The organism is Pseudomonas sp. LY-1 (assembly GCF_053502595.1).
The window spans coordinates 5,792,669-5,810,101 of the sequence record NZ_CP094353.1; the positions used below are offsets into that span (position 1 = coordinate 5,792,669).

Annotated in this window: 16 protein-coding genes; 4 read left to right on the forward strand and 12 right to left on the reverse strand. The window is 62.3% G+C overall.

From position 1 onward, the window contains the following. Nucleotides 1-5: 5 nt before the first annotated feature. Nucleotides 6-1,355 (reverse strand): GntT/GntP/DsdX family permease, encoded by a 1,350-nt coding sequence (locus MOQ67_RS26610; RefSeq protein ID WP_198718519.1) that lies wholly within the window; start codon nucleotides 1,353-1,355, stop codon nucleotides 6-8. A 248-nt stretch (nucleotides 1,356-1,603) separates the two neighbouring features. On the opposite strand from MOQ67_RS26610, the gene MOQ67_RS26615 reads away from it, so the two are divergent. After that, the gene (locus tag MOQ67_RS26615; protein WP_198717246.1) at nucleotides 1,604-1,984 is read left to right on the forward strand and encodes a lysozyme inhibitor LprI family protein; all 381 of its coding nucleotides are present in this window, start codon (nucleotides 1,604-1,606) and stop codon (nucleotides 1,982-1,984) included. 132 nt (nucleotides 1,985-2,116) lie between these two features. Here MOQ67_RS26615 and MOQ67_RS26620 read toward each other — a convergent pair whose 3' ends face one another. The 5 genes from MOQ67_RS26620 to MOQ67_RS26640 form a co-directional block, all read right to left on the reverse strand. Beyond that, nucleotides 2,117-3,562, reverse strand: coding sequence for a SulP family inorganic anion transporter (locus MOQ67_RS26620; RefSeq protein WP_079444687.1), 1,446 nt, complete (start codon nucleotides 3,560-3,562; stop codon nucleotides 2,117-2,119). A 215-nt stretch (nucleotides 3,563-3,777) separates the two neighbouring features. Further along, nucleotides 3,778-4,671 carry an NAD-dependent epimerase/dehydratase family protein gene (locus MOQ67_RS26625; protein ID WP_198717247.1) on the reverse strand — a complete coding sequence of 298 codons (894 nt, stop codon included), beginning with the start codon at nucleotides 4,669-4,671 and terminating at the stop codon, nucleotides 3,778-3,780. 103 nt (nucleotides 4,672-4,774) lie between these two features. Next, nucleotides 4,775-5,671, reverse strand: coding sequence for a LysR family transcriptional regulator (locus MOQ67_RS26630; RefSeq protein WP_017847736.1), 897 nt, complete (start codon nucleotides 5,669-5,671; stop codon nucleotides 4,775-4,777). Between the two features lie 30 nt (nucleotides 5,672-5,701). Further along, nucleotides 5,702-6,292 carry an NAD(P)H-dependent oxidoreductase gene (locus tag MOQ67_RS26635; RefSeq protein ID WP_017847735.1) on the reverse strand — a complete coding sequence of 197 codons (591 nt, stop codon included), beginning with the start codon at nucleotides 6,290-6,292 and terminating at the stop codon, nucleotides 5,702-5,704. 124 nt (nucleotides 6,293-6,416) lie between these two features. After that, entirely contained in the window at nucleotides 6,417-7,181 is a 765-nt protein-coding gene (locus tag MOQ67_RS26640; RefSeq protein ID WP_198717248.1) for a sulfite exporter TauE/SafE family protein, read from the reverse strand. Between the two features lie 184 nt (nucleotides 7,182-7,365). On the opposite strand from MOQ67_RS26640, the gene MOQ67_RS26645 reads away from it, so the two are divergent. Next, nucleotides 7,366-8,262 (forward strand): LysR substrate-binding domain-containing protein, encoded by an 897-nt coding sequence (locus tag MOQ67_RS26645; protein WP_126586666.1) that lies wholly within the window; start codon nucleotides 7,366-7,368, stop codon nucleotides 8,260-8,262. Here MOQ67_RS26645 and MOQ67_RS26650 read toward each other — a convergent pair. Then, nucleotides 8,208-9,614: an amino acid permease gene (locus MOQ67_RS26650; RefSeq protein WP_198717249.1), complete on the reverse strand. Its 1,407-nt coding sequence runs from the start codon at nucleotides 9,612-9,614 to the stop codon at nucleotides 8,208-8,210. The two genes, MOQ67_RS26645 and MOQ67_RS26650, sit on opposite strands and share 55 nt — an antisense overlap. 1,200 nt (nucleotides 9,615-10,814) lie before the next feature. Continuing rightward, a complete protein-coding gene (gene kynU, locus MOQ67_RS26655; RefSeq protein ID WP_126586670.1) occupies nucleotides 10,815-12,065 on the reverse strand; it encodes a kynureninase in 1,251 nt (416 codons plus the stop codon). Nucleotides 12,066-12,209: 144 nt separating this feature from the next. Here kynU and MOQ67_RS26660 point away from each other — a divergent pair, with 144 nt between their 5' ends. Beyond that, nucleotides 12,210-12,683, forward strand: a complete 474-nt coding sequence (locus MOQ67_RS26660) for an Lrp/AsnC family transcriptional regulator (protein WP_198717369.1) — start codon at nucleotides 12,210-12,212, stop codon at nucleotides 12,681-12,683. A 128-nt stretch (nucleotides 12,684-12,811) separates the two neighbouring features. On the opposite strand, the gene catA is transcribed toward MOQ67_RS26660, so the two are convergent. Genes catA through MOQ67_RS26675 form a run of 3 tightly spaced genes read right to left on the reverse strand, consistent with a single transcriptional unit; the run spans nucleotide 12,812 to nucleotide 15,213 of the window. Then, complete coding sequence (catA, locus tag MOQ67_RS26665) at nucleotides 12,812-13,741, reverse strand: catechol 1,2-dioxygenase (protein ID WP_177033279.1); 930 nt, start codon at nucleotides 13,739-13,741, stop codon at nucleotides 12,812-12,814. Between the two features lie 41 nt (nucleotides 13,742-13,782). Further along, on the reverse strand, nucleotides 13,783-14,073 hold the full coding sequence (gene catC, locus MOQ67_RS26670; RefSeq protein ID WP_017849468.1) for a muconolactone Delta-isomerase: 291 nt from the start codon (nucleotides 14,071-14,073) through the stop codon (nucleotides 13,783-13,785). Between the two features lie 12 nt (nucleotides 14,074-14,085). Next, nucleotides 14,086-15,213: a muconate cycloisomerase family protein gene (locus MOQ67_RS26675; protein ID WP_193040562.1), complete on the reverse strand. Its 1,128-nt coding sequence runs from the start codon at nucleotides 15,211-15,213 to the stop codon at nucleotides 14,086-14,088. 114 nt (nucleotides 15,214-15,327) lie between these two features. Between MOQ67_RS26675 and MOQ67_RS26680 the strand changes: the two genes are divergently transcribed. Continuing rightward, on the forward strand, nucleotides 15,328-16,203 hold the full coding sequence (locus tag MOQ67_RS26680; protein ID WP_017849470.1) for a LysR family transcriptional regulator: 876 nt from the start codon (nucleotides 15,328-15,330) through the stop codon (nucleotides 16,201-16,203). Nucleotides 16,204-16,336: 133 nt separating this feature from the next. Here the strand turns inward: MOQ67_RS26680 and MOQ67_RS26685 are convergent, their stop codons facing one another. Next, entirely contained in the window at nucleotides 16,337-17,329 is a 993-nt protein-coding gene (locus MOQ67_RS26685; RefSeq protein ID WP_046382074.1) for an AraC family transcriptional regulator, read from the reverse strand. Nucleotides 17,330-17,433 lie beyond the last annotated feature (104 nt).

A 17,433-nucleotide genomic window follows, 5' to 3' on the forward strand; every position in this document is an offset into this window, starting at 1 on the left:
CCGGGTTACAGGACGCAGGACAGACCATACGTCAGACCGAAGGCGACCAGCGAAATCAGGGTCTCCAACACGGTCCAGGTCTTGAAGGTCTGGATCACAGTCATATTGAAGTATTCCTTGATCAGCCAGAAGCCGCCGTCGTTGACGTGGGAAAAGATCACCGAACCCGCCCCGGTCGCCAGCACCAGCAATTCAGGGTGTGGATAACCCAGGCCCAGCGCAACCGGCGCAACCACCCCGGAAGCGGTGGTCATGGCCACGGTGGCCGAGCCGGTGGCGATACGCATCAACGCGGCGAACAACCAGCCCATCACCAGCGGCGACAGGTTGAACGCGTGGGCCAGGCCGAGGATTTCGTTGGTCACGCCGGCGTCCACCAGAATCCGGTTCAACCCGCCGCCCGCGCCCACCAGCAAGGTGATACTCGCGGTCGGCGCCAGGCATTCGTTGGTGAACTTGAGGATCGACTCGCGGTTGAAACCCTGCGCCAGGCCGAGGGTCCAGAAACTCACCAGGGTCGCCACCAGCAGCGCGATCACCGAGTTGCCGATAAACAACAGGAACTGGTTGAAACCGCTGCCGGGCGTGGAAATCAGATTGGCCCAGCCGCCGATCATCATCAGCACCACCGGCAACAGAATGGTGCCCATGGTCAGGGCGAAACTCGGCAAACGGCTGCGTGGCTCGCGCTCGATGAACTGGCGCTCCAGCGGGTTTTCCGCTGGCAGGTGAATGCGCGGCACGATGAACTTGGCGTACAGCGGGCCGGCGATGATCGCCGTGGGAATGCCGATCAAAATCGCATAGAGCACGGTCTGCCCGACCGAGGCGTTATACGCCAGCACCGCCATCATCGCCGCCGGGTGCGGCGGCACCAGCGCATGCACCACCGACAGGCCGGCGACCATCGGCAAGCCGACCATCAGGATCGACACCCCCACACGCCGCGCCACGGTAAAGGCGATCGGCACCAGCAACACAAAACCGACCTCGAAAAACAGCGGCAGCCCCACCAGAAAGGCAATGCACACCATCGCCCAATGGGCATTGCGCTCGCCGAACCGGTTGATCAACGTGCGTGCCACCTGCTCGGCGCCGCCGGATTCAGCCATCATCTTGCCGAGCATGGTGCCCAGCGCAACCACCAGAGCGATATGCCCCAGGGTTTTGCCGACGCCCGCTTCGTAGGAGCCCATGATGGTGTCCGCCGGCATCCCGGCCATCAGCGCCAGGCCGATGGACACCAGGGTGATGACGATAAACGGGTTGAGTCGGTAACGTGCAATCAGCACGATCAAAGCAATGATGGCGATGGCGGCGTATGCCAATAGCCCGAAGCCCGGTGATGCGGCCATGCGGTACTCCTCGGAAAGGGTCACGTCGAATTGGTTGTGAAACTCATAAATCATTACCGAGGAGCATTTTCAATTTTTATGAAAGTAATTTTCGCCCACAGATAAGCGCTGTCGCGTTGGGACATGCCCAACGGCCGTGCATGAAAATTCGGGGGGTGTTCTTACATCAAATTCAGAAAAGACCGGAAACTCAACGCGCACGCTTGAGTCTTAAAATGCGCCCCCACGAATATCCAGGACACTCGATCATGACCCGCACCTCTCTCACCGCCTGCGCCCTGCTGCTCGCCCTGTGCGGCAGCGCATCGGCCGCCGACAACGCCGCACTGAAGAAATGCATGGACAGCGCCAACACGACCGTCGACATGGTCAAGTGCAACACCCAACAGGCCAAGGTGCAGGACAAACGCCTGAACACCGCCTACCAGACCGCCCTCGCCGCCCAGGAAGGCGCGCGCAAGCAGCAATTGCAGGAGGTGCAGCGCCTGTGGATCAAATACCGCGATGCCAATTGCGCCTTTGCCGGCAGTGCCACCGGCGGCAGCATCGATCAGGTCAACGGCTCCGCCTGTGTGCTGGACATGACCCAGACCCGCGCCCAGGAACTGGAAGACCTGGTCGGGCCGTAATGAATGGAAACCCTCGCCCTCCCGTAGGAGCGCGCTTGCTCGCGAAAATCGTCAACGATGACGCGTGTTGTCTGGATAGACGTGGCGCTCTCGGGTTTTTCGCGAGCAAGCTCGCTCCTACAGGGGTTGCGGTCAGTCGTGATGGACCTTGGCGCGCTTGAGCAGCTTCTTGCAGCGCTCGGACAAATGCAGCACGCGCAGATGCTTGCCGGCCTTGCTGTAACGCTCGCGCAAGGTCATCAGCGCGGCAATCGCGGAGTAGTCGACAACGCTCAGGTGGCGGCAATCCAGCGTCACCGCGGCCGGGTCGTTGGCCGGGTCGAATTGATTCAAAAACGGCGTGGTCGAGGCAAAGAACAACGTGCCATGCACGCGGTAGAGTTTGCTGCCGTCCGCTTCCAGATATTCATCGGCGTACAGTTCACGCGCCTGTTGCCAGGCGAAGTTCAGCGCTGCGATTACGATCCCGCAGAGCACCGCCGTGGCCAGGTCGGTGAACACAGTGATCACGGTCACCGCGATGATCACCAGCACGTCATTGAGCGGCACCTTGTTGATCACCCGCAGCGACGCCCAGGCGAAGGTCTGCTGCGACACCACGAACATCACCCCGACCAGCGCCGCCAGCGGAATGCGCTCGATCAGCGGTGACAGAAACAGAATGAACAACAGGATCATCACCCCAGCCAAGACCCCGGACAAACGCCCGCGTCCGCCGGAGCTGAGGTTGATCACGGTTTGCCCGATCATCGCGCAGCCGCCCATGCCGCCGAACAGGCCCGAGAGCATATTCGCCGCGCCCAGGGCCATGCTTTCGCGGTCGGGGTAGCCGCGGCTCTCGGTGATTTCGTCGGTGAGGTTGAGGGTCAACAGGGTTTCCAGCAGGCCGACCATTGCCATCAGAAACGCGTAGGGCGCGATGATGCCGAGGGTATCCAGGCTCCAGGGGATCTGCGGCAGTGCGAAGCTCGGCAGGCCACCGGCGATGTGGGCCATGTCGCCCAGCGTGCGCGTCGGCAAGCCCAGCAGGTACACCGCCAGGCCCACGCCGAGGATCGCCACCAGAGCGGGCGGCACAGCACGGGTCAGGCGCGGCAACAGGTAGACGATGGCCATGGTCACCAGCACCAGGCCGCTCATCACATACAGCGGCGTGCCGCTGAGCCAGGTATCACCGCTCTTGAAATGCTCCAACTGCGCCAGGGCAATGATGATCGCCAGGCCGTTGACGAACCCCAGCATCACCGGGTGCGGCACCATCCGCACCAGCTTGCCCAGGCGCAGCAGGCCGAAGACCAGCATGATCAGCCCGCCCAGCAGCACCGTCGCGAGCAAATACTCCACGCCGTGTTGCACCACCAGCGCGACGATCACCACCGCCATCGACCCTGCGGCGCCAGAGACCATCCCCGGCCGCCCGCCGAACAATGCCGTGAGGGTGCAGATGATGAACGCGCCGTAGAGCCCCATCAGCGGGTTGAGATGCGCCACCAGGGCAAAGGCGATGCACTCGGGCAGCAAGGCAAAAGACGTGGTGAGGCCGGCCAGGGCGTCGGCGCGAAGACGGGTGAGGTTCATGAGGTACCGGGCATTGCGGGGAATAAGGCGGGGAATGGTACGGAAATGCGGTCGGTGGTGCCAGTGAAGCGTCAGGGCAGATTGACCGGGATGCCCCGTTCGCGGGCAAGCCCACTCCCATGGTTTGATCGGTGCACCCGTTATCGAGGTGTGAACACCGTCAAATGTGGGAGTGGGCTTGCCCGCGAAGGGTACACCACGGTCTCACGCCGACATCAGACCATTTCGCGGCGAATCCACTCCACCACCGATGTGCGCTTGGGCACCCACCCCAACAATTCACGGGCATGCTTGCCGCGCACCCGGCTGTTGGAACCCAGGCCGTAGTTGGCCATTTCATAGCCCCATTCGGCTTCTGCGTCGGCCAACGGCCAGTCCTGCGGCTTGCCCAGGTTCAGGGCTTCGGCGATGGCGGTGGTCATGTCGATGAACGCCGCTTCACCGCTTTCCACGAAGTAGAACGTGCCCGGCACATTCTTCTCCAGCGCCAGCCGATAGAGCGCGACCACGTCCTCGATATGCACATTGGACCAGATGTTCTGCCCCGTACCGACATGGCGCACCACCCCGCTCTTGCGCGCCTGCTTGAGCAAGCGCGGCAGTTGCACGCTGTCGCGCTTCACGCCCAGGCTGTGGCCGTAGATCAGGGTGTTGCAGATCACCGCCGAGTTCACCCCGTCTTGGGCGGCTGCCAGGATCAGGTTGTCGATGGCGACACGTGCGGCCTTGTCGACGGTCGGTTCCGGCAGGTGGTCCTCGAAGTAGATGATATCGCTGGCCTTGCCGCCCGATGCATCGCCGACGATGCTCGAACCGCTGGTGTGCAGGAACGGTTTGTTCGAACCTTTCAAGGCGGCCAACAGCGTTTCCACCGCCGCGCGATGGTCGCTGCTGGCGGCGTTGATCACCGCGTCGGCCTGCCGGGCCTGTTCGGTCAACACCGCACGGTCATCCAGGGTGCCGATGACCGGGGTGATGCCCAGGGCCGTCATCTCGGCGGCTTGCTCGGCGCTGCGCACCAGCCCCGTCACATGGTGGCCGGCCTTGACCAGGCCGGTGGCGATGGAGCCGCCGATAAATCCGGCGGCGCCGGTAACGAATACGTTCATGGAGGTCTCTCCTGACTGAGTAAGTGATGGGCCCAGTATCAAGCCCCCATCCCTGGCGAATAAGACCGTGTTGCCCAATTCAATCTTGCGCGCAGGTCACGAATCAGCAGGCGTACCGCGCCAGCTTGGCCTGGATAAAGTCCAGGAAGCATTGGATGCGCAAGGCCAGTTGCGAGTTGCGGTAAAACACCGCGTGGATCGGCTGGCGATAACCGCTGTTGAAGGCTTCCAGCAGCGGCACCAGGCGCCCGGCGTCGATGTCGTCGCTGGTCATGAAGTTCGACAGGCAGCCAATGCCCTGCCCTTCGAGCGCCAGCTGGCGCACGGTTTCACCGCTGGACGCAGCAATGCCGGGCTCGATCAGCCAGCGGTCGCCCGCCACGTGGCGCAACGGCCAGTGGTTGAGCGTCTCGGTCTGGGTGAAGCCGAGCAAGGTGTGCTCGGCCAACTCGGCGACCGTGGTCGGCGTGCCGTACTGCTTGAGGTAAGCGGGGCTGGCGAGGATATGCAGCGGGGTGCAGCCCAGGGATCGCGCATGCAGGGTGGAATCGGCCAGCGCGCCGATGCGAATCGCAATGTCGGTGCTCTGCTCCAACAGGTCGATGATCAAGTCATCGCTGTTCAACTCCAGCTGGATCTCTGGGTACAGCCCGCGAAACTCGGCGATGTACGGCACGATCCCATGCAGCATGAACGGCACGGCGGCGTTGATGCGCAAGCGCCCCGCCGGTTTCTTCTGGCGCGACGACAAGCGCTCCTCCAGATCATCCATCTGCGCCAGGATCACCTTGGCCTGTTCGAAGAAGTACTTGCCCTCCTCGGTCAGGTCCATGCGCCGCGTGGTGCGGTTGATCAGCGTGGTGTCGAGCTTGGCTTCCAGGCGCGACAAGGTGCGGCTGACCGCCGATGGTGTCTGCCCGACCTGCTCCGCCGCTGCCGAAATCGAGCCGCACTCAATCACGTTGACGAAGATCTGTAGCTCATCGGATCGGGCTTTCACAGGCTGTCCTCTTTCTCGGTTCAGCGCAGCTTACACCGAGAGGTCGAACACCTGCGCCAGATGCTGCTCGTAGCGCGCCACATCGGCGTCGATGGCCGGGCGCTTCATGACGTCCACGCAGAGGAACGTCGGCAAGGCCGTCATGCCGAGGAACTCATTGGCCTTGTGAAACGCGAAGTACACCGCGTCCACGCCTTTGCCCTCAAAGAAATCGCTCGGGTCGTCGAAGGCTTGCTGCGGGGCGTTCCAGGTCAGCGACAACATGTATTGCTTGCCGTGGATCAGGCCGCCGCTGCCGTATTTCTGCGAGGCGTCGGAACGGGTACGGCCATCGCTGGCGTAGAGGCTGCCGTGGCCTTCGGTGAAGACTTCGTCGATGTACTTCTTCACGATCCATGGCGCGCCCATCCACCAGCCGGGCATCTGGTAGATGATCACGTCGGCCCAGAGGAATTTGGCGACTTCTTCGGCCACATCGTAGCCTTCATCAATATGCGTGACCTTGACGTCGATACCGCCACGGTCGAGCACAGCCACGGCAGCGTCATGCAGGGTGGTGTTGTAGCGACCGTCGGAGTGGGCGAATTTTTTACCGCCGTTGAGCAGCAGGACTTTTTTCATGGGGGGAGCGCCTTGAGATTAAAAATGTCTGAAGGCAGGGTATCGATGTGCCTTGCGCGGAATAAGCCTTGGCGCGGCAAAATACATTTGACTAAAAATCACGAATCAAACTCTATTATTGCCTTTATCCACTGATCAACAGATGCGCGCCCAACAGCGCCATGCCGATAAAAAACACCCGTTTGAACAACACGGCACTGATCCGTTGGCGCAACGCCTGCCCCAGCCACATGCCCAACAAGGCCGGCGCCAGCGCCAACAACGAGGCATTGATCTCGCCGCCGCCGAGGCTGCCGCGCCAGGCCAACCCGGCCGCCAGCGCCAGTGTCGACACGCTGAACGACAGCCCCAATGCCTGCACCAACTGATCGCGATTCAACCCCAGCGCTTGCAGATACGGCACCGCCGGAATCACGAAGACGCCGGTGGCCGAGGTGATCAGGCCGGTGACCAGCCCACACACCGGCGCCAACCAACGCTCGGTCGCGGGCGTCACCTTGAATGCGGGCAGGAACAGCCCACTCAACGCATACACCAGCAAGGCCGCGCCCAATGCGCGCACCACCCCGGCGCCACTGCCCATTCCCAGCCACAGCGTGCCCAACCCGGTGCCGAGGACAATCAGCAGCAACAGCGGCCACAAGCGCTTGAGCAACACGCTCAAGTGGCCGCCGAAGGCCAGCTGCCAAAGGTTGGTCACCGTCGAAGGGATGAGCAGCAACGCCGCAGCCTGCGCCGGCAACATAGCCAGGCCGAGCAAGCCCATGGCGACGGTGGGCAGGCCCAGGCCGATCACACCTTTGACGGTGCCGGCCAGCAGGAAGGTGCCGATCACCAGCAGGGTCAGGGCGGGGCCGAGGTTTTGGTAGAACGCGAGGAATGTCTGCATGGCGGGATTGTGAGGGCTTTCGCCGGGGTTGGAAATTCGCCATATACTGAGGCAGCCTCTTGTTTTGCATGAGGCTGATGCCGCCATCGCGGGCAAGCCCCCTCCCACTGTTGAAATGCATTCCAAATGTGGGAGCGGGCTTGCTCGCGATAGCGCCAGTCCAGCGAAAGGAAATCTTCCAGCCATGCACTTTGACCTGATCGACCTGCGCCTCTACCTGCACGTCCTCGATGCCGGCAACATCACCGCCGGCGCCAGCCGCAGCCACTTGTCCCTGGCCGCCGCCAGCGCGCGCATCCGCGCGATGGAAGCTGCGCTCGGGGTTGAATGCCTTGAACGCGGCCGTCGTGGCGTCACGCCGACGGCTGCGGGCCAGGCCTTGGCGCGTCATGCCCGGCTGTTGCTGCAACAGGCCGAGCACCTGCAACAGGACCTGGCGGAATACGCCAACGGCGTCAAAGGCCAGGTGCGCCTGCTGTGCAACACCACCGCCCTCAGCGAATACCTGCCGGAACTGCTCGCGGATTTCCTGCGCGACCACCCCAACCTGGACATCGACCTGCAGGAACTGCCCAGCCTGCGCATCACCCAGGCCTTGCGCCAGGGCACCGCAGACCTCGGGATCATCTCCGACGCGGTGGACACCCACGGCTTGCAGACCCTGGCGTTTCGCGACGATCCGCTGGTGCTGGTCATGCCGCTGGAGCATCCGTTGGCGGCAAGTACGGTGAGTTTTATCGACAGCCTGCATTACGACTATGTGGGCCTGGCCGCCCACAGCGCGCTGGCGGTGTACCTGGAAGAACAGGCGTTGCACGCGGGGTTTCGCTTGCACACGCGGATCCGCGCCGAGGGTTTTGACGGCGTGCTGCGCATGGTCGCACGCGGTGCGGGCCTGGGGATCGTGCCCCAGGCGGCGCTGGCGCGCTGGCCGTTGGCGCAGCGCGTCAAGGCCCAGCCGTTGCGAGAAGCTTGGGCCTGTCGAACGCTGCTGTTATGCGCGCGCTCGTTCGAACACCTGCCGGGTTATGCCAGGGCCTTGCTCGACGCCTTGGCCCTGCCCTTGCGGAAAAATCCGTAATACACCGCCGACAGAATCAGCAGGAACGGCACGCCGAACACCAAGGTCATCTTGAACGCATCGGTGAAATACGTGGTGATCATCACCGCGCCCATCAGCACCAGGCCCAGCAGCGTGCTGTAGGGAAACAGGCGCAGCTGGAACGACAACTTCGCCCCGCCATGACACTTGCGATAACGGCGGAAGAACAAGTGCGTCAGGAAGATCATGAACCAGGTGAAGATCGCGCCGAACATCGAGATCGCCATCATCAGCGTGAACGAGCTTTCCGGGTAGACCACGTTAAGCAAAGTCGCCAGGCCGATGCCCGAGCTGGACAGCAACAAAGCGTTCAGCGGGATGCCGCTCTTGCTCAACGCACCCATGGACTTGGGCGCAAAGCCGGCGCGGGACAGGCTGAACATCATGCGTGTGGTGATGTAGAGCTGGCTGTTCATCGCTGACAGCGCCGCGATCAGGATCACGAAATTCATCACCCCGGTGGCGCCGGGAATGCCGAGGGTCTGCATCACAGTGACGAACGGGCTCTGCGTCTGCCCGGCCTGGTTCCACGGCACGATGGCCAGCATCAGCGCCAGGGTCAGCAGGTAAAACACCACCAGGCGCGCGATGGTCGCGCGAAAGGCTTTCTTCACCGCCTGCTCCGGGTCGGCCGCTTCACCGGCGGCGACGGCGATCATCTCTACGCTCAAGTAGCTGAAGATCGAGACGATCACTGCGATCCACATACCGCTCAAGCCATGCGGGAAAAAGCCGTCGTGGGCCGTGTAGTTCTGCACCCCGTACTGCGGGTTGCCGGAGCCGAACACCACGTACACCGCGAGGAGGATGAAACCGACGATGGCGCTGATCTTGATCGTCGAAAACCAGTATTCGAAGTTGCCGAAGGTTTTCACGCTGATGGCATTGAGCAGGATCAGCACGCTGGAGAACGACACGATCCACACCCACTCCGGCACGTTGGCGAACCAGTACTTCATGTACATCGCCACCGCCGTGACCTCGGCGCCCACCGCCAGCACAATCGCCGCCCAATAGGCGTAGCGCACCAGGAACCCGGCCAGCGGGCTGATGTAGAACTCGGCGTAGGCCCCGAAGGAGCCGGAGGTGGAATGGGCCACCGTCATCTCCGCCAGGCAGCCCATCAGCAGCAAGGTGATCAACGCTCCAATGGCGTAACTCAGCAGCACGCTGGGCCCGGCATAACCGATGGCATAGGCGCTGCCCATGAACAGCCCGGTGCCGATGGCGCCACCGATGGCGATCATGCTCATCTGGCCGGAAGTGAGCTGGCGCCTCAGGCCCAGTTCGCGGTGGGTGATTTCTGCAAAGCCGTCGTTTGGCGTGGTCACGTGGTGTGCCCCTTATTGTTGTGATTGCACGATTTGTCTGTTGCCGCAGATCCCTGTGGGAGGGGGCTTGCTGGTGATAGCAGTCGTTCAGTTGATACCTAGGTGACTGACCCGCCGCCATCGGGGGCAAGCCCCCTCCCACATTGAGCCTGCGTCAGGCACTCAATGGATGAACACCGCAGCCCCCATATAGCAGTCTTTCAGCCGATACCTAGGTGACTGATCCGCCGCCATCGGGGGCAAGCCCCCTCCCACATTGAGCCTGCGTCAGGCACTCAATGGATGAACACCGCAGACCCCATATAGCAGTCTTTCAGTCGATACCTAGGTGACTGATCCGCCGCCATCGGGGGCAAGCCCCCTCCCACATTGAGCCTGCGTCAGACACTCAATGGATGAACACCGCAGACCCCATATAGCAGTCTTTCAGTCGATACCTAGGTGACTGACCCGCCGCCATCGGGGGCAAGCCCCCTCCCACATTGAGCCTGCGTCAGACACTCAATGGATGAACACCGCAGACCCCATATAGCAGTCTTTCAGTCGATACCTAGGTGACTGATCCGCCGCCATCGGGGGCAAGCCCCCTCCCACATTGAGCCTGCGTCAGACACTCAATGGATGAACACCGCAGACCCCATATAGCAGTCTTTCAGTCGATACCTAGGTGACTGACCCGCCGCCATCGGGGGCAAGCCCCCTCCCACATTGAGCCTGCGTCAGACACTCAATGGATGAACACCGCAGACCCCATATAGCAGTCTTTCAGTCGATACCTAGGTGACTGACCCGCCGCCATCGGGGGCAAGCCCCCTCCCACATTGAGCCTGCGTCAGACACTCAATGGATGTACACCGCAGCCCCCATATAGCAGTCTTTCAGTTGATACCTAGGTGACTGATCCGCCGCCATCGGGGGCAAGCCCCCTCCCACATTGAGCCTGCGTCAGACACTCAATGGATGAACACCGCAGCCCCCATATAGCAGTCTTTCAGTTGATACCTAGGTGACTGATCCGCCGCCATCGGGGGCTAGCCCCCTCCCACATTGAGCCTGCGTCAGACACTCAATGGATGAACACCGCAGCCCCCCTGTGGGAGGGGGCTTGCCCCCGATGGCGGTGTGTCGGTCGCCGGATTCGCACGCTGATACAGCGCTATCGGGAGCAAGCTCCCTCCCCCCATTGTTGTCTGTGTTTATTCAAGTGACGCTGTTACGGACCTTGAATTGCGCCTGGTCCCAGGTGCGGTTGTCGAGGATCTCACCGAGGATTTCCACGGCGTCCCACACTTCGGTAAAGCAGGTGTACAGCGGCGTAAAACCAAAACGCATGATGCGCGGCTCGCGGTAGTCGCCAATCACTCCACGGGCAATCAGTGCCTGGATCACCGCATAACCTTCAGGGTGTTCGAAGCTCACATGGCTGCCGCGTCTGGCGTGCTCACGCGGGGTGATCAACACCAGGCCGTGGGCGGCGCAGCGGGCTTCAACCAGTGCGATAAACAGGTCGGTCAAGGCCAGGGATTTACCGCGCAGGCTGGCCATGTCGGTCTGTTCGAAAATCTCCAGGCCGCATTCCACCATGGCCAGCGAGGTGATCGGCTGGGTGCCGCACAGGTAACGGGCGATGCCGGCACTCGGTGCATAACGCGTCTCCATGGCGAACTGCCGGGTATGCCCGAACCAGCCCGACAACGGCTGGCGCACCACGTCCACCAGCGCCGGGTTGACCCACACGAACGCCTGGGAACCAGGGCCGCCATTGAGGTATTTGTAGGTGCAACCGATCGCATAATCGGCGCCGGCCTGGTGCAGGTCGATGGGCACCGCACCTGCCGAATGCGCCAGATCCCAGAGGCTCAGCGCGCCGCACTCGTGGCTCAACGCGGTGAGCGCGTGCATGTCGTACATGTAGCCGGTCTTGTAGTTGACGTGGGTGAGCATCACCACCGCCACGTCCGGGTCGATGGCCTGGGGCAGTTCGTCCGGGCTGTTGACCAGGCGCAGCGAATAGCCCTGTTGCAGCAACTCGGCGAGGCCTTCGGCGATGTACAGGTCGGTGGGGAAGTTGCTCGCTTCGCTGACGATCACCTTGCGCTGCGGCGCGCGTTGGCGCTGCACGCTCAAGGCGGCGCTGAGCACCTTGAACAGGTTGATGGAAGTGGTATCGGTGATCACCACTTCGCCCTCCCCCGCGCCGATCAACGGCGCCAGGCGATTGCCCAGGCGCTGGGACAAGTCCGCCCAACCCGCGCTGTTCCAGCTGCGAATCAAGCCATTGCCCCACTCCTCGGCGATCACCTGCTGCGCCCGCGCAAGCGCGGCCACCGGACGTGCGCCGAGGGAGTTGCCGTCGAGGTAGATCACCCCCTGCGGCAAGGCGAACTGGTGACGCAGCGGCGCCAACCGGTCCTGGTCGTCAAGGGCTTGGCAATGGCTTCGAGTGATCATGGGCTGTCCTGGTTTTTATAAGTGAAGATGCCGTAAATAATGAGCGAAGTTTTAGAGAATTTTCGTGCAAAGTTGTGGGCAACAGGCTAATTAAGCTGTAGGAAATTCGAAGTTCAACCGAAAACACGCGGATTTATTCTAAGCATGATTCTCGACGCCACCGACCTGCGCCTCCTGCATTTCCTGCAACAGGACGGCCGTATCAGCAACCAGGAACTCGCAGAAAAAGTCGCGCTGTCGCCCTCCGCCTGCCTGCGCCGTCTGCGCCTGTTGGAAAGCGAAGGCATCATCAGCGGCTATCGGACGGTGTTGAATGCCGAGCGGTTGGGGATCGAACTCGAGGCCATCGTCCACCTGTCGGTGCGCCAGGACGTGGAGGACTGGCACGAGACGTTTATCCAGAAGGTGCAAGGCTGGCCGGAAGTGGCCAGCGCCTACGTGATCACCGGCGCCAGCAACTACGTGCTGCGGGTGCAGGCGCGCAACCTCAAGCACTTTTCGGACTTTATCGTGAACCACCTGAACCGCACGGCGGGAGTGATGGATATCCGTTCGGAGATCGTGTTGCAGAAGATCAAGGATCGCGATGAAGTGTTGGACCTGGTGCTGCGCAAATAGTCAGCCACACCACCAAACAATGTGGGAGGGTGGCTTGCCCCCGATAGCCGTGTGTCAGTCAGTTAAATGTTTACTGATCCGCCGCTATCGGGAGCAAGCTCCCTCCCACATTTTTTTGACCGCGTTGATCAATCTTCCAATGCACGCACGCGCTGCATGCGCTTTTGCTCCAGCGGCGCATCGGCAAGCTGCACCTCGAAGTCAAAATCGATCTGCGCAAAGCGCCCTTCCACACCCAGTTCCCGCGCCAGCTGCTGATCGTCGCTGAAGCGAATTTCGGCAATTAATTCATCCCGTGTCGCGTAGGCAAAATCATCGTGCAGGTACGGGTCGTCCGACAGGTTGATCTGCGTGGTCAGGTGCCGATGCCCCGGCGCCGAGATGAAGAAGTGAATATGCGCCGGCCGCTGCCCGTGGCGTCCCAACTGATTGAGCAACTGCTGGGTCGGCCCGGTCGGCGGGCAGCCATAACCCGACGGCACGATGCTGCGAAAACGGAAGTTGCCCTGGGCATCGGTCTCGATGCGGCGGCGCAGGTTGAATTCCGACTGCGCGGTGTCGAACCAGGAGTAAGTGCCGCCGGTATTGGCCTGCCACACATCGACAATCGCCCCGGCCAACGGCTTGCCCTGCGTGTCCCGTACCTGGCCGCGCATGAACAGCGGCACGCCCGGGTCCTGGCCGTCGTCCAGGCGCGCTTCGTATTTCGACAGCGGCGCCCCCGCCACATACAGCGGGCCTTCGATGGTGCGCGGGGTGCCGCCGGTTTTGCCGGTTTCTTCGTCGGCGGCGTCCATCAACAGGTCCAGGTAATGCTCCAGGCCAAGCCCGGCGGCGAGCAAACCGGCTTCCTGGTGTTGACCCAATTCGTTGAGGTAGTTGACCGCCGCCCAGAACTCTTCGGGGGTGACTTCCAGGTCTTCGATGATGTTCACCGTGTCCCGCAGGATCCGGTAGATCAGCGTCTTGGTGCGCGGGTTGCCGCTTTCGCTGCGGTGGCCGCTGGCTTCTTCGAGAAACTGTTGGGCATGGGCAGTCTGGGACAGTCGGATGGACATGGTGCAATCCTCATCTTGTAATTATTGGGGATAAAACAGGCTCAGCGGTCGTCCGCGTGGATCGACGACGGGTGCCGGCACAGCGCATTCACTTCGATGGCCATGTAGGGATAAAGCGGCAGTTGCATCAGCAGGTCGTGCAGTTCCTGCACGCTGTCGACATCGAACACGCTGTAGTTGGCGTAGAGCCCGGCGATGCGCCACAGATGGCGCCATTTGCCCTCTTGCTGCAGGCGCTGCGCCAGGGCTTTTTCGTCGGCCTTGAGGCTGGCGGCACGTTCGGGGTTCATGTCGACGGGCAGGTGTACGCTCATTTTTACGTGGAACAACATGGCAGGCGCCTCTTAGTGGTTGTCACGACGGAAGAACGCCAGGCGCTCTTCATCGATGGCCAGGCCCAGGCCCGGTGCGGTGCTGACATGCAGCTGGAAATCGCGGTACACCAGCGGCTCGGTGAGGATGTCTTCGGTGAGCAGCAGCGGGCCGAACAGCTCGGTGCCCCACGCCAGTGTGTCCAGGGTGAGAAACGCATGGGCCGAGGCCAGGGTGCCGAGGCCGCCTTCGAGCATGGTGCCGCCGTACAGGCCGATCCCGGCCGCTTCGGCAATCGCGGCCGTGCGCAACACCGCGCGCGGGCCGCCGTTCTTGGCGATCTTGAGGGCGAACACCGAAGCCGCGCCTTCGCGGGCCAGGTTGAAGGCGTCCTCGACACATTCGATGGATTCGTCGGCCATGATCGGCGCCGGGCTCGACAGCTGAAGCCGGGCCATGCCAGCGCGGTTGTTGCGCGAGATCGGCTGTTCGATCAGGTCGATAGCGTTGTCGCCGAGCACCTTGCAGGCGCGCAGGGCGACGGCTTCATCCCAGGCCTGGTTGACATCGACGCGCACACTGGCGCGCTCGCCCAGGGCTTTTTTGATCGCGATCACATGGGCCAGGTCGGCACTGACCTCACCGGCGCCGATCTTCAATTTGAAGACGCGGTGACGGCGCAGGTCGAGCATCTTCTCGGCTTCGGCAATGTCCTGCTCGGTGTTGCCGCTGGCCAGGGTCCAGGCCACCGGCAACGCATCGCGCACACGGCCGCCGAGCAGTTCGCTGACCGGCAGGTGCAGGCGTTTGCCCAGCGCATCGAGCAAGGCGCTTTCGACGGCGGACTTGGCGAAGGTGTTGCCGCGAATGCTGCGCGCCAGGCGCAACATGGCGGCATTGATGTTGTTCGCGTCCTGGCCGATCAGCAGCGGGGCGAAGTGGCGGTCGATGTTGATCTTGATGCTGTCGGGGCTTTCGTTGCCGTAGCTCAGGCCGCCGATGGTGGTGGCTTCGCCGAGGCCTTCGACGCCGTCGGCGCAACGCAGGCGGACGATCACCAGGGTCTGGTTCTGCATCGTGTGCATCGCCAGCTTGTGCGGGCGGATAGTGGGGAGGTCGACGATGATGGTTTCGATCGACTCGATGGCACAAATCGGCATGGCTATACCCGTTGGGTTCTTTATAGATTTGAGCCGATTCTGTGCCGCATTTTTCCTGGCTTCCAATATAGAATTGGTCTCGCACAATACCTTCAAGGTATCAAAGGAGCTGTCATGGAACTGCGACATCTGCGCTATTTCCAGGTGCTGGGCGAGACCCTCAACTTCACCCGCGCCGCCGAACGCCTGCACATCGCCCAGCCGCCGTTGAGTCGGCAGATCCAGCAATTGGAGGATGAATTGGGCGTAATACTGCTCGAGCGCGGCCGACCGCTGCGGCTGACCGAGGCCGGGCGTTTTTTCTATGAACACGCCACTGTGCTGCTGGAGCAGTTGGGCAAGGTCTGCGACACCACCCGGCGTATCGGCCAGGGCGAGAAGACCTGGCTGGGCATCGGCTTTGCGCCGTCGACCTTGTATGGCGTGCTGCCCGAGCTGATTCGGCGGCTGCGCAACCACGACGCGCTGGAACTGGAACTGGGGCTGTCGGAAATGACCACCTTGCAGCAGGTCGAAGCGCTCAAGGCCGGGCGGATCGACGTGGGCTTCGGGCGGATTCGCATCGATGACCCGGCCATCGTCCAGCGGGTGCTGGTCGAGGACCGCCTGGTTGCGGTGTTGCCCGCCGGCCACGCCTTGCTGGGCGCGCCCGCCACCCTCGCCCAATTGGCCGCCGAGCCGTTTGTGCTGTACCCCGGCAACCCGCGGCCCAGTTATGCCGACCATGTGATCGCGCTGTTCGACGCCCACGGTTTGAGCCTCAAGGTGGCGCAGTGGACCAACGAGTTGCAGACCGCCATCGGCCTGGTCGGCGCGGGCATGGGCGTGACGCTGGTGCCAGCGTCGGTGCAGGTGCTGCATCGCGCGGACATCGGCTACACGCCGGTGGTGGAAGCCACCGCGACCTCGCCGATTATTCTCAGCCGGCGGGTGAATGATCAGTCGCCGGGGCTGAATCATTGTTTGCAGTTGGTTGAAGAACTGATCTGAAATCTCCCAGGCACTGCAAATCTAATGTGGGAGGGGGCTTGCCCCCGATGGCGGTGTGTCAGTCAGTATATGTGTGGGCTGTCACACCGCTATCGGGGGCAAGCCCCCTCCTACATTTGATCTGCGGTGTTTTTTAGACAGTGCGCAGGCGCTTACGCTGCAGGGTTTGGCTCGGTGACTCGTCGAACAGCTTTCTGTACTCCGCCGAGAACCGCCCCAGGTGGGTGAAGCCCCAGCCCAGCGCAATCTCGGAGATGGTGCGGGTGGAGCCGTGTTCGAGGATCTCCTGGCGCACCGCCCCCAGCCGATACTTTTTCAGGTAAGCCATCGGCGACAGCGCGAAGTATTTGCGAAACGCATCGAACAGCTTGAACCGCGAGACCCCGGCGGCGGCTTCCAGGTCTTCCAGATGCACCGCTTCGCGGGCGTTGTCGTGAATGTGCTGGCGGGCGCGGATCAAGTAGTGCGGCAGCTTCACGCCAAGTACGTCGCGCAGTTCCTCTGAGTAATTATTCGGCTGGGCAAGGATCAGGCCCTTGATCAACGAGCTTTCCAGGTCGCGGGTAAACGCCGCCTGCTCGTACAACTCGCTGCTGCGCGCAAGCTCTGCGATGAAGTAACGCGCCATGCGCCACCACGAGGCCGGGGCGCCGTCCACCGCATCCATCACCGGTTCGAAACGCAGCGGCGCCTCGATCGGCCGTTGCAGCAAGCCTTCCAGCGACTCGCTCATCGCCGCCCGCGTAATCACCACCTGCAACTTGCGGCAATCGCCGGAAATCGCCAGCACCTGGTGCTCGTTGGGCGAGATGATCACGCCTTGATCGCGGTTGGAACTCAGGCGCTCGCCGTTCTTGCTCAACTCCTGCTCGCCTACCAGAGGCAGGCTCAGGCTGTAGCTGCTGAAGTGTTCGGCGTCCTCTATGTCGATGGTCACGTCGGTGCCGTATTCGATCACGCCCAAGGTGGTGGCGCGGGACTTGAACACGTTGGCGCTGTGATGGAAACGCAGGCGCTCGGGCGTGGCCGTCGCCAGGCGGTGCGGCCCGCAGATGCCGGACATCCAGCTGCGGGCGCCCTCCAGGTCGAAGCGTTCGATACGGATATCGCGTGTATGGCTACTCATCAGGCTGCACCCACGGCGGTTAGGCGGTTGCGCGCTCTGGCGGCGCGTCGTGACAGATCGACAGCAAGTTCTGCGCCACGGCGGCAGTCTCGCTGCTGGGTGGA